Raw genomic sequence first — 13,272 nt, forward strand, 5'->3', positions numbered from 1 at the left:
TTTTGGCGGTCAACCGATTACTGCCGGACAGATTGTTCCGGTAGGTTCGAGGATCAATCTGGTACTTGGCGACGGCCGCGGAAACGAAGAAGTGGATATCCCACAATTAATGGGTTTAACCATGGACGAAGCAAAATTCAGCTTAAGGGGTTCGAACTTAACCCTTGGTATCATCAGTTATGATGGACCGGTAACCGATAGTGCCGCTGCCGTTATCGTAAAACAGGATCCGATGTTAGCCGATTCGTTAACCAAAGTACCACTGGGTACCAAAATCAATATTACCCTTTCCAATAAACAACAATAATATACTTATAAGATACCGATGACTGAAGTAGAAAAAAAGACGATGAGTACCGGCAAAAAAGCGGCAATAATTGTGGCGCTGGTTGTAATTTTAATTGCCGGTTACTTTGCACTGAACCTTTACAGGCTTTACTTTGCCCCTAACATTACCGAAAACCAAAAATATTTATACATCAAAACCGGAAGTAGCTACGATGATTTACTAGCTGAGATTAAAAAGAAAGACCTGGTAAAAAGCATTGGCACTTTTACAGCCGCTGCCGGAAAAATGAACCTGGCTACCAGTGTAAAACCCGGCCGTTACCGTTTGAAAAAGGGAATGACCAACCGTACACTGATCAATCTGATTAAAGCCGGAAACCAGGATCCTGTTAAATTAAAGTTCCAGAATATTCGTAAGAAAGAGAATTTTGCTGCCTACCTGGCCAGCAACCTCGAGGCTGATTCATTAAGTTTCATCAATGTTTTAGACTCAACTGCATTGATCAGTAAATATGGTTTTAACCAGGATAACGTTTACGCCATGTTTATTCCGAATACCTACGAAATGTATTGGAATATCTCTCCTGCCGATTTCTTTGAGCGCATGCATAAGGAATATGATAAATTCTGGAATGCCGACCGTAAACAAAAAGCAGCAAGTTTAAACTTAACACCTGCCCAGGTATATACATTGGCCTCAATTGTTGATGCAGAAGCGCTATATGATAAAGAAATGCCGATTATAGCAGGTTTATACCTAAACCGTTTAAATAAAGGAATTTTATTACAGGCCGATCCTACCGTGATTTTCGCCAATAACGATTTTACAGTAAAAAGGGTAACCGGAAAATTATTGCAGGTACAGTCGCTTTACAACACCTATAAATATGCGGGTTTACCTCCTGGGCCAATTATGATGCCAAGCATTAATGCGATTGATGCCGTATTAAACCGCGACAAAAACAACTACATTTACATGTGTGCCAAAGAAGATTTTTCGGGCTATCATAATTTTGCCGAAACTAAAGCAGAACACGAAATCAACGCAAAAAAATACCGTGAAGCTTTAAACAAAAGAAATATCTTTAAATAATGTATAGCCACAGTACAAAAATCAGGGTTCGCTATGGCGAAACCGACCAGATGGGCTATATGTATTATGGCAATTATGCGCAATATTACGAAGTTGGACGTGTAGAAATGTTGCGCAGTTTAGGCATGAGTTACAGTTCTATGGAAGCAGATGGCATTATGATGCCTGTATTGGAACTGAAGTGCAAATACATTAAACCGGCGCTTTACGATCAGGAAATTACCGTTAAAACCATTATTAAAACCCTGCCGGGTATCCGCATTTTCTTTGAGTACGAACTGTATAATGAAAATGAAGAATTAATAAACATTGGGGCTACTACGCTTGTTTTTGTCGACATGAAGAAGAATAAGCCAACCAACCCGCCCGAAAACTTTATGGAAAAGTTATCGCAATTTTTTAATTAACAGCTGCAATGGAATGGTTACACAGGCAATTATTACATCTTAAGTTCTATTCTAGATTTATAGAATGGACCAAAGGGTGTATTCTGCCCGGTTTTAGCCCACTCCCATTATATACCGTTGCTACATTTTTCTTCCGCGAAATTGGTAAAGATGCCTTAGTTAACAAGTCTTCATCGCTGGCCTATAGTTTTATGCTGGCCATTTTTCCTGGCATTATCTTTTTATTTACGTTGATTCCTTTTATCCCGATTAAAGGTTTCCAGGATCAACTTTTAAATTTGATACAATTGGTGCTGCCACACAATGCTTTTGACGCTTTTGAGAGCACTTTAAAAGATATCATCAAAAAGCAAAATAAAGGTTTGTTGTCGTTCGGTTTTTTATCGGCGATGTTCTTTGCTACCAATGGAGTGAAAAACCTGATAAAAGCATTTAACAAATCATCGCTGATTATAGAGACCAGGGGTTGGTTAAAGCAGCGTTTAATTGCATTGATATTAACTGTTATCATCTGCTTCTCGATCATCATCTGTATTAGCGCGATGGCTTTAGGTGAGGTTTTGCTCAATAAAATCAATGACGAACTGCACTTAAAGGATAGTTTTCTAGTTTATACAGTAAACTTTACGCGTTGGGCATTATTGGCTACGCTATATTTTATTACCATCTCCATTTTATACCGATACGGTCCTTCGCACAGTAAAAAATGGCGTTTGTTCAGTGCTGGTTCATGGCTGGCCACTATATTGGCTTTTCTCACTATCTGGGGTTTTTCTTTCTACATCAATCATTTCGCTTCCTATAATAAGGTTTATGGCTCTATTGGCACCTTAATAGTAGTAATGATCTGGCTTTACCTCAATTCGTTGATTTTATTGATCGGTTTCGAACTCAATGCCAGTGTTGACGTAAGCAAGCGGAGTGTTAAAATTATCCGTCCTACCTTCAATTTATTCAAAAAAACGGAGCCGATCGAAGAAAACATCCAGAAGAAATAATTTTTTCTCCCTCTGTGTTAAGGAATTATCAAGTTTATATAAAAAAAAAGCATTCATAGTTTGCAGATTTAAGCGGAGTTCGTACTTTTGCCTCCGGAAAGCTGGCAGAGTGGTCGAATGCGGCAGTCTTGAAAACTGTTGACTGTAACAGGTCCGGGGGTTCGAATCCCTCGCTTTCCGCCAACAAGAACGAAACCCGACAATAGTCGGGTTTTTTGTTTTACGGAATTTCATCAAGGCGCAGCCTGTAATCAAATTGATAGCCGGTTTGGCCCGTAAAAAAGCCACAATTGAGGTTATTACCTAATTAACTCAAATAAACAAGCAGTTAGTCATATTGATATTTTTATGTAGTATTGTAAAAAAACTTGCTCGATAGTTTTAGTTTGTATATATCCTTATCGAAGAGATATAGGCATTAAAGTAACGAGTATATTAACCTACTGTAAACAACAATTTCTAGAAGAAGTATATTTTCTATTTCATGAACATTAGCAATCAATTACTATTTTTTTTTAGTGCTTTAGGTGTTTTTAATAGTGTTGTTTTAAGTTTGTATTTATTATTCTTCAAAAAGAACAAAAACAAATCTGATTTATTTCTTGGACTGTTATTATTGTCTTTAAGCATCAGAATAGGAAAATCAGTATTTTATAATTTCAATCCACAGTTATCTAGAACGTATTTACAAATAGGTTTGTCGGCCTGTTTTCTAATTGGCCCCCTGTTATATTTTTTTGTTAGATCAATACTTCAAAACCTTAATCATTCTACCGCAAAGTATAGCCTCACTTTAATAGTGATAACCATTAGCGTGTTTGGTTTTCTTTTTCCATACAAGGAAAACCCTGAAGTGTGGAGAGGGATAATTTATTACTTCATAAATGCTCAATGGCTTATTTTTATTCTATTATCCATCTTTGAGGCTAACCAAATCTTTAAGAAGTTAATAACCAAACGTAATCAGATCAATTATCAGGATACCTGGATATTATCGGTTATATTCGGTGTTTTTGCAATTTGGCTCTCCTATTCTTTAGCTAGATATACTTCATATATTTCGGGCGCTTTAACTTTTTCCTTCAGTTTTTACATCTCAATACTTCTTGTTTATTATGCGAAAAACAAAACAATAATTCAGGGCATTAATAAAGAAAAATACATAAACAAAATAGATGAAAAGCTAGTAATCGAAATTCAAGAAAAAATTAATATACTTTTTGAAAGCAGAAAAGTATATACCAATACTGAACTCACTTTATCAATCCTGGCAAAAGAATTAAATATTCGTCCTCAATTATTATCGCAATTTATTAATGATAATTTGAATAAAAGCTTTACCCATTTCGTTAATGAATATCGAATTGATGAAGCAAAGCGGTTATTAAAAGAAAGTACACAGTTCAAAATAGATGCCGTGGGTTTTGAATCTGGCTTTAATTCCAGTAGTACATTTTATAGTGTATTTAAAAAAATAACCGGAACTACGCCTTCAAATTACCAAAAAACAAATTTGTACTCCTAAAATATACATTTGTACTCCTGTATGATAAACCTGGAATGATTTAAAACTTGATCAATATAGTTTTGAGGAACATTTCTTAAAACGTTAAAATCCTAAGTTTATGAAAAAAATCTTTCTTGCAATCACATTTGTACTACTGTCAAATTTGACTTACTCACAATCGGAACAGTCTCTGATTGAAAACTGTATTCAAAATTATATTGAAGGCACATCCTATAATAAATCTGACAATATCAATAAGGCTTTTTATTCAGAAGCCAATCTTTTTTTAAGCCACAAAGAAAAACCTTTATGGATAGTTCCAATTTCAGAATATCTGACCTGGTTTCAAAAGGGGAACAAAGGAGTATTTAACGGCCGTTTAGGGAAAATCATATCGATAGAATCCTATAGTGACATTGCAATTGCAAAGGCTGAAATTCTCATTCCCGAAAAAAAACAAGAATTTATGGATATGTTTCTACTAAAAAAAATTCAGGGCGAATGGAAAATAATCAGCAAATCTGCAAGTAGCAAAACCAGCAATAAATCAGGCAAAAAAATATTATTTATTGTTTCCAATGCGCATTATTACGGAAACTCAACAATTTCAACAGGAAATAGCTTTGCCGAAATCGTAAATGCCTATGATACTTTTATAAGTTCAGGTTATACTGTTGATTTTGTAAGCCCCAGGGGCGGTGCTATTCCTTTGGCCTATATCAATACCTCTGATAGCTTGCAGAAGAAATATTTATATAATCGAGACTTTATGTATGCCATAGAACATACAATACCCCCTAAAGAAGTTGACTATAAAATTTACAAAGCAGTTCATTATATCGGAGGTGGAAGTGCTATGTACGATGTTCCTGAAAATTCAGATATCCAAGGCATTGCTATGCAGGTGTACCAAGATAATAATGGTATTATTTCTTCGGTATGCCATGGAACAGCAGGCATAATTAACCTAAAAACTAAAAATGGCAAATTCTTAATTGAAGGAAAAAAAGTAAGCGGTTATCCCGACTCTTTCGAAAAACAGGACGGAGAATATTTTAAACACTTTCCATTCCTGATTCAGAAGACAATTGTAGAAAGAGGAGGAACTTTTAATTTTTCAAAGAGAAATGAATCTTATGTTGAACAAGACGGCAGAATTGTGACAGGGCAAAATTTCCAATCATCAAAGGGTGTTGCTTTAAAAATTATTGAATTAATTGAGAAGAATAATTAGAAAAGAACATACCAGCGCTTAACACAGATAGGTAACCGAAACAACGGGGCGTCAAACTCCAAAACTAGAAACTTTAGTTAAAATCCATTTAAGGACTTTTATTTAATAACGAGTTTTATCACTTTAATATTTAAACTTTAGGATAAATGTAAAGGCAAGAAGCATTATTGTACTATTTAATGTTTATTTTCCATAAAATTCTTTGATCTTTTCTTCCAAGCCAATAATTTTATAATGATCATCTATTTTATCAAATCTTGAGATCAATGATCCATTCTTATCAAATAACATAATACTTGGAATATAGTCGACGCCCCATTTTCTGCTTAAAGGTATTTCATCTGTATTTTTCAGATCTTCTATAGTAAGCAACCGATCTGGAATATCACGAAGATTGACGAAAATATCGTATCCATTTTTTTTAATGGCCGAGATCCAATCGTCATATTTTTTATCAATCGATATTGCAATAACCTGGAGGCCATTCTCAGTATAAGAATTATAGATTTTTTTGAGGTGTGGACTTGATTTCACACACGGTACACACCAGCTTGCCCAAAAGTCAACTATGATCAGGTTTTTCCCTAAAAAATTACTGAGTTTGATTTTCTCACCCAACTCATTTTTCAAAGTAACCTTTTCCAGATTGAAATTGTTTTTTACAAGTTCCATTTCATCACTTGTAACCCTGTTATTAATTCTCAGCAGGTTATCCTGCCCTAACTTACTCAGCTTTACATTTCCGTCGAAACCCTGATATATGGATTTAATCAAAGAAATTGGTATGGAATGGTCGTTGATAAGTTCAGAGAACAGATATGGGCTGGCATATGATTTAGGATGATTTTTAATAAAATCTATTTTATTAAACCTGATCTTATTTGATACAGCCATTAGTTCGGAATGTATTAGCTCTCGTTCCTTCACCAACAAAGAAATCGAGTCTTTATCGGATGATCCCCTTATGCTCCTGCTGTAAGCTGCCCTCCGCTCAGACAACTTTCTCAGGTTAATTAAAAGTTCACTATTTTGTCTATTCAGCAAATCTATATCGGTCTGGGTAGCGGATCCGGTTGTTTGAGCATTGTTAAAATTATCTTCTGCAATGGAAATTGATATTTTTTTTGGCTCAATAAAGAAGCGTAATGTATTGGGATCATCGTAATTTTTAGTATTTACTCTTCCTGTAATCATCGCCAAAGTAGGCTCCTCAATATTGCCTCGAAAAACAAATTTACCGTCTGTAATATAGCAGGTATCGGTTATGTCCTTACCGCGGTTATCAACGAAACGGAGTACGAGAAATTTGGTCGACAGACCTCTCAATTCCCCGGAAATCTGAAAACTTTTATTCGGCGCTGTTTTCTGTGCAACGCAAAGGATTACGACAAAGTTGGATAGCATTAAAGCAATCAATAAAATAAAGGCAATCTTATTTAGCATATTTTTTCTTTCGAATTAAAATTATGCATTTTTTTAAAGAAAAATTAGATCAGAATAACTCTTGCCTAACTAATCACAGTTGATCTTTTAAAGATGTTTAATTACTGCAAGCATCCCTTTCAGGTATTGCAATACCTCAATTCATCCATACAAAAGAAATTAAAACTTTAAATAGCCTCCTAAATTTAATTAAACCGCTCATTACATTGTTAAATAAAGAAAAATAACCATTATCCTTCTTTTTATATCCACAAAAATTGAATATTTGAGCTTATGGAAGCAATCATATTTTGTGGCATTCAGGCAACGGGAAAAACTACTTTTTTTAAAGAGAAGTTTTTTAAAACACATGTTCACATTTCCATGGATTTATTGAATACCCGAAATAAAGAACTTAGGTTTATCGAAACCTGCATGCTCACCTCTCAGCCTTTTGTGGTAGATAATACAAATCCTTCACTACAGGAAAGAGCAAAATATATCAGCATTGCAAAAGCAAATAAATTTAAAATAACTGGTTACTATTTTCAATCGAAGTTATCTGATGCCATTGAACGCAATAATCAACGTTCGGGGAAGGAGAAGATCCCGGAAATTGGCATAAGGGGAACCTTTAAAAAGCTAGATTTACCGTCATTTAGCGAAGGATTCGACGAACTATATTATGTAACAGCCGAAAACAATACATTTACGATAAAACCATGGTCGGATGAAATTTGATGATTTAGATGTTAAAATGAGGGTTTATGAAACCGCTCAGGATCGTTGCATTGTACCTGAGGTATATATTGTAGCCAGAATTGATGGTAGAGGTTTTACCAAACTCACAAAAGAAGTGCATCCGTTCGAAGCACCCTTCGATGAAAAATTCAGGGATCTGATGGTTGAAACGGTAAAACATCTGATGAACTGCGGTTTCAACGTTATTTACGGTTATACCCAAAGTGATGAAATATCATTGTTATTTCATCCCAATGAAAATGTTTTTGGCAGAAAGATAAGGAAATACATTTCTCTTCTGGCCGGTGAAGCCAGCGCTAAATTTTCATCTCTTTTTGGTAATGTAGGGGCTTTTGATTGCCGCATTTCGGAGCTTCCAAACAGAAATCTGGTAGAAGATTATTTCAGATGGCGTAACGAAGATGCACATAGAAATGCATTAAATGCACATTGCTATTGGCGCTTAAGACAAGATAATCATACGGTAAAGCAGGCAACTTCTAAAATTGAGGGGATCAGTATTGCAGCAAAAAACGAACTGTTATTTCAATACGGTATCAATTTCAATAATCTTCCTGCATGGCAAAAACGGGGAGTAGGCTTTTACTGGAAAAACCTGAAAAAAGAAGGCTTTAATCCAAAAACAAAAGAACATGTTTTAGTCGATAAACGTAGTTTGTTCACTGATTTTGAATTGCCCATGCGGGAGCATTATAATAACTTTATACATGATCTACTTAATCAATATGAAGCCATATAAAGCTTGTTAGTTTATCTAAACACTTAACTTCAGCAGATCAGCTTATATCCTACTCCCCTTAAACTGATGATCTGGATTTCGGGTTCACTTTTTAAAAGCTTGCGCAGGTGTGCCATAAAAACATCCATGCTACGGCCATTGTAAAAACTATCTTCTCCCCAGATTTTGATCAGGGCATCTTCCCTTTCCAGAATACTGTTCTGGTTTTTCAATAATAACTCGAGCAATACGGTTTCTTTATAGGAAAGCGAATATTCGCCTACAGAAGTTTTTAACTTTTGGGCAACCGGATCCAGTTCACAGCTCCTGAACTGGTATTTTTGGTTCAGATTATTATCTTCTCTATTTGTATGCCCAAATCTTTTTAAAAGCGACTCCATGCGCACCAGCAGTTCATCAATACTAAAAGGCTTTTTAAGGTAATCATTACCGCCACTTTTAAATCCCATAACCACATCTTCGGTAAGGGCTTTTGCACTCAAAAATATAATGGGGATATTGGGATCGGATTTTCTGATCTCTGCGGCCAGTGTATAGCCATCTTTCTGCGGCATCATGATATCCAGTACGCATATATCAGGTTTCTGTTCCTGAAATTGTTTCAGGGCCAATGCGCCATCTAAAGCCAGGTTAACCTCGTAACCACTACTGGTTAAGCCATCCAGAACAATACGGGCCAAAAAAGGCTCATCTTCAGCATACAAAACCTTAATTTTCTTCATACAATGGCAAAATAATCATAAAATTACTTCCTTTTCCGGGTTTACTGTGCAGATCAACACGGCCGCCATGCAATTCTATCACCTGCTTTACATAATGAAGACCCAGACCCGATCCTTTCACATTGTGTATATTATCCTGATTAAAAATCCTGAAAAACCGCTCAAAAACCTGTTGCTGGTAAATTTCGCTAATCCCCGGACCGTTATCTTTAAAGCTGATCGTTAATTTATGGTCCGCAATATTGCAGGATACCTCAATTTTAGATTGTACAGGCGAATATTTAATGGCATTATCGATCAGATTATAACTTACGTTCGAAATGTGCATGGCATCACCTTTAACGAAACAGGGTTCATCCGATTTCAGGAATACGAGTTCTGTATTTTTTTCCCGTACCTGCACATCCATGGCGTATATTACCTGTTGCAGTACCGGTTGTATATCAAAGAGGCTAAATTGCAATTTTGTTTTTCCCAGATCCATCTGCTCCTGCTTGAGTACTTTTTCGATCATGGCCTGTAAGCGCTGCAATTCGTGCCGGCTGATATTGATGTAATTCTCCAGTTTTTCGGGCTCATCAATTAAATGGTACTTTTTAATCGATTCGAGCGCAACGGAGATGGTCGAGATTGGGGTTTGCAGTTCGTGCGTCATGTTACTGGTAAAACTCATCCTCGCCTGCGCATAAAGCTGCTGGTTTTTCATTAACCTGATCAGCAAATAAAAAGCTGCAGCAGTAAGTAGCAACATTAAAAACGACGAAACCAGGTAATACCTCATTTGATAGATAATCAGCCAGCTTATATTTGGAACCACCAGCTGATACCTGTTCTGAAACTTTAGGTTATAAGTATATTTCCCGCTGATAAAAGAAGAAGATGTTTTAGTTGGTATTTTTCCCATTACCAATTTTCCTTCCGAATAATCGTAAAGGGCGTAGTTCCTATTAATCTGTATGCCAAGGAGATCAAGCCGGTGATTGATCAGGCTATCCATCACTTTTAAATCACGCTGATCTTCAATCGAAACTTCGCGCTGCGATTTACCATCGGTAACAGCGCTGGCTTTATGATCAATTTTCTTTTTGGCATCATTCAGGAACGACATTTTCATTTCAACCACCGAACTATCATTGGTAATCCCGTAATGGAACTGGCTCCGAAGGTTGTCTACCTTTAGCTCATCAAAAGCCTGCCTAAGCGACAACCATTCCTGGGAAAGGAAAAATTGCTGAAAGCGGGCACTTTTTTCATGCCCTTTGGCAATACTCTTATAAGTTATCTGTTTTGAAGCGTCACTAACAATAAATTCCAGTTCGGTTGATACCGATTTTCTTTGTGCAAGATATAGCTGTCTGATCCACGCACATTGCAAACAGAGGCTAATGATCAGCGTAATGATCGCTAACGGAAAAACATATCTCGACCTAAGCCATTTCATTCTCCTAAAATGAACAAATCATTTTATCAATGGAAGTGTGAGTGGACGATTTAACCTTATTTAACCGAGATTAACTTTGCTTAACAAGGCTATCATCTAGTTTTGAGGAATGAAAAAATTAACCTTACTCCTTTTCAGCTGTTTTCCTTTGATGGTTTTTGCGCAATTGCATAAAGGTTTAATCATCGATAAATCTGGAGCACCAATAGATGGGGTAACCATTAGTCTGCGCCGTGCAGATTCGACTATAGCGGTACAGATTTCAAAAAACGGGTTCTTCAGCTTCCAACAACCTTTAAAAGGAGCTTATATTTTGCTTGCGAATGCGGTTGGATATCAAAATTTCAGCAAAACATTAAATCTTCCAGCCGATTCAATAACAATAGCAATAACCAGTGATGATAAAACCCTGGAACAGGTAACGGTATCGGCTTCAAAACCGGTTATTGTAAGGAAAATAGACCGGGTGATATTTAATGTAGAAAATAGCATAGTAGCCAGTGGTGCAACCGTTTGGGATGCATTGGGGAAAGCACCTGGTGTACAAACGCGCTTTGATGGTGGCATAACAGCAAACAATAAAGGCGTTGTGATTTATATGGACGATAAGCCAATCAGGCTATCAGGTGAAGATCTGGCCGCTTACCTCCGCAGTTTACCTTCGGATAATATTGCCAAAATAGAAATTATAGCCAATCCTACAGCCAGATACGATGCCCAGGGTGGCGCAGTAATCAATATTATTTCCAAAAAGCCAAAGGGCGATGGCTTTAATGTGGTACTCTCTGGCGCTTACACCCAATCAACCTACGGCAGTTATAACTCAAGCATGGTATTCAATTATCGTAAAGATAAGTTGAATGTATATGGCAGTTATGGTTATAGCCGACGTAAAAAAGACCATACAGAAAGCGAATACATTATCTATAACACTCTAGGCAGTTATTCTGACTGGAGGAATGAAAAGTCCGGATTACGTTCAGGGAACGCCAATAGTTATAAAATCGGCGCAGACTACAATCTCACCGATAAACAGGTGCTTGGCATTTTGGTAAATGGCTACAATGGCACCAATAGCAGACCGAACAATATCTTAACCACCATCGTTAATAATCATGCTGTGCAACCTGATTCTATTCTGCACACCCAAAACTTATCCAATGGAAAAGCATCTCAGTACAGCTTTAACCTTAACTACAAGATTAAGCTGGATACCAATGGCAGAAACATTAATGTTGATCTAGATTATGTGCCTTATCAAAATAAAAACAGTCAGCAGGTTGATACTTATGGAACATTGGGTAACGGTAGTTTACTGCGTGATAATTACCATATTTTTACGCCTTCTAACCAAAATATTGATATCTACTCAGGAAAACTGGATTATACAGATAAATTCTGGAAGAAATGGACATTTGAATCCGGGCTTAAATACAGCAGTATCCGTACTCGCAACAGTTTTGATTTCTATAATAACCCAGCCAGCGGTCCTGAATTGATGAGCAGCCGTAGCGACCGCTTTGAATATGCCGAAAACATATCGGCCATTTACGCGAGTCTTACCGGTGAGGTAGGAAAATGGAGTTTTGAAGGAGGTTTACGTGGCGAATATGCCCGTACAAATGGCAAATCGATCGTATTAAATAGCAACAATAAGAACAACTATTTTAAGCTTTTTCCAACTCTTTTCGTTGTTTATAAATTCCATAAAGATCACGAAGTAAACCTCACCTATAATTCGAGGATCAGCAGACCCGAATACTGGAGACTTAATCCTTTTAAGTCCTATACCAGTCCATATACTTATCTTGAAGGAAACCCTGCACTGCAACCAGCTTTTATTTATAATGGCGAATTGGGTTATACCTATAAGCAACAATATAATATTTCATTATATCTGAGGCGGACAGTTGATTATTTCAGCAACATTAGCGTGCAGGATAATGCCTCAAAACTTTTTTATGACACCCAAAGAAACCTCGATTTAAGCCAGGAGATGGGCATTTCAGCTTCCTTTCCGATCAAACCGGCTTCGTGGTGGGAAATCAACAACTATGCACAGGGTTCTTACCGCAAGGAAAAGTCGGGATACTTACAGGCCCGTTATGATTACCATGTTTGGGGGATTTATCTGAGTTCTAACCACGCCTTTACAATAAATAAAGCACAGGGATTAAAAGCAGAAATCAGCGCATGGTATTCCTCTCCCACCATACAGGGTATTTATAAACTTGCAAAACTTTATGATGTGAGTGCAGGTGTAAGCAAAAGCTTGTTAAAAGGCAAAGGAACGTTACGTTTGGCAGTAAACGACCTATTTTATGGCAACGCTTACCGTATTGATGTTAACTACGAAAATCAACTCAATGGTTTTTATGAGAAGAATGATACGCGCAGTGCTACATTAAGTTTCTCTTACCGGTTGGGCGGAAATCCGGCAGCTGCCAGAAAAAGAACTTCGGCCAGTGAAGAAGAAAAGAAAAGGACGCAGTAATCAGAATTTCATAATTATTTATTTTTAAGAATTCTTTGTAAATAACTAAGTCCTATCGTTCGCCATGCTGAATTTATTTCAGCATCTTTTTAGCATGAAAGACCCCGAAATAAATTCAGGGTGACGACTGCTTAATTAAAAAGACTACTTAAAATATCTCAAATG

Annotated in this window: 12 protein-coding genes and 1 tRNA gene; 10 read left to right on the plus strand and 3 right to left on the minus strand. The window is 36.7% G+C overall.

Annotated features, from left to right (window positions below):
- From B2V92_RS16650 to B2V92_RS16680, 7 genes are all read left to right on the plus strand, one after another.
- A partial coding sequence (locus B2V92_RS16650; protein WP_293310174.1) for a PASTA domain-containing protein occupies positions 1–307 on the plus strand: 307 nt, incomplete at its 5' end.
- A gap of 18 nt (positions 308–325) precedes the next feature.
- Positions 326–1,381, plus strand: coding sequence for an endolytic transglycosylase MltG (gene mltG, locus B2V92_RS16655; protein WP_293310176.1), 1,056 nt, complete (start codon positions 326–328; stop codon positions 1,379–1,381).
- Positions 1,381–1,788 carry an acyl-CoA thioesterase gene (locus tag B2V92_RS16660; RefSeq protein ID WP_293310178.1) on the plus strand — a complete coding sequence of 136 codons (408 nt, stop codon included), beginning with the start codon at positions 1,381–1,383 and terminating at the stop codon, positions 1,786–1,788. Before mltG ends, B2V92_RS16660 begins: the two co-directional genes overlap by 1 nt.
- An 8-nt stretch (positions 1,789–1,796) precedes the next feature.
- Positions 1,797–2,786, plus strand: a complete 990-nt coding sequence (locus tag B2V92_RS16665) for a YihY/virulence factor BrkB family protein (RefSeq protein WP_293310180.1) — start codon at positions 1,797–1,799, stop codon at positions 2,784–2,786.
- Between the two features lie 95 nt (positions 2,787–2,881).
- Positions 2,882–2,969, plus strand: a tRNA-Ser gene (locus tag B2V92_RS16670).
- A 301-nt stretch (positions 2,970–3,270) separates the two neighbouring features.
- Complete coding sequence (locus B2V92_RS16675) at positions 3,271–4,311, plus strand: helix-turn-helix domain-containing protein (RefSeq protein ID WP_293310182.1); 1,041 nt, start codon at positions 3,271–3,273, stop codon at positions 4,309–4,311.
- A gap of 100 nt (positions 4,312–4,411) precedes the next feature.
- Complete coding sequence (locus B2V92_RS16680; RefSeq protein WP_293310184.1) at positions 4,412–5,527, plus strand: nuclear transport factor 2 family protein; 1,116 nt, start codon at positions 4,412–4,414, stop codon at positions 5,525–5,527.
- A 183-nt stretch (positions 5,528–5,710) separates the two neighbouring features.
- Here the strand turns inward: B2V92_RS16680 and B2V92_RS16685 are convergent, their stop codons facing one another.
- Positions 5,711–6,970 carry a TlpA disulfide reductase family protein gene (locus tag B2V92_RS16685; protein ID WP_293310186.1) on the minus strand — a complete coding sequence of 420 codons (1,260 nt, stop codon included), beginning with the start codon at positions 6,968–6,970 and terminating at the stop codon, positions 5,711–5,713.
- A 273-nt stretch (positions 6,971–7,243) separates the two neighbouring features.
- On the opposite strand from B2V92_RS16685, the gene B2V92_RS16690 reads away from it, so the two are divergent.
- Positions 7,244–7,690, plus strand: coding sequence for an AAA family ATPase (locus B2V92_RS16690; RefSeq protein ID WP_293310188.1), 447 nt, complete (start codon positions 7,244–7,246; stop codon positions 7,688–7,690).
- Positions 7,680–8,450: a tRNA(His) guanylyltransferase Thg1 family protein gene (locus B2V92_RS16695; protein ID WP_293310190.1), complete on the plus strand. Its 771-nt coding sequence runs from the start codon at positions 7,680–7,682 to the stop codon at positions 8,448–8,450. Before B2V92_RS16690 ends, B2V92_RS16695 begins: the two co-directional genes overlap by 11 nt.
- 29 nt (positions 8,451–8,479) lie before the next feature.
- Here B2V92_RS16695 and B2V92_RS16700 read toward each other — a convergent pair whose 3' ends face one another.
- The gene (locus tag B2V92_RS16700; RefSeq protein ID WP_293310192.1) at positions 8,480–9,172 is read right to left on the minus strand and encodes a response regulator transcription factor; all 693 of its coding nucleotides are present in this window, start codon (positions 9,170–9,172) and stop codon (positions 8,480–8,482) included.
- Positions 9,159–10,613, minus strand: coding sequence for a sensor histidine kinase (locus tag B2V92_RS16705; protein WP_293310194.1), 1,455 nt, complete (start codon positions 10,611–10,613; stop codon positions 9,159–9,161). The genes B2V92_RS16700 and B2V92_RS16705 overlap by 14 nt, the downstream gene beginning before the upstream one ends.
- A gap of 109 nt (positions 10,614–10,722) precedes the next feature.
- On the opposite strand from B2V92_RS16705, the gene B2V92_RS16710 reads away from it, so the two are divergent.
- Positions 10,723–13,107 carry an outer membrane beta-barrel protein gene (locus B2V92_RS16710; RefSeq protein WP_293310196.1) on the plus strand — a complete coding sequence of 795 codons (2,385 nt, stop codon included), beginning with the start codon at positions 10,723–10,725 and terminating at the stop codon, positions 13,105–13,107.
- Positions 13,108–13,272: the final 165 nt, after the last annotated feature.

The sequence above is a fragment of the Pedobacter sp. UBA5917 genome (genome assembly GCF_002432345.1).
Taxonomy (GTDB): Bacteria; Bacteroidota; Bacteroidia; order Sphingobacteriales; family Sphingobacteriaceae; genus Pedobacter.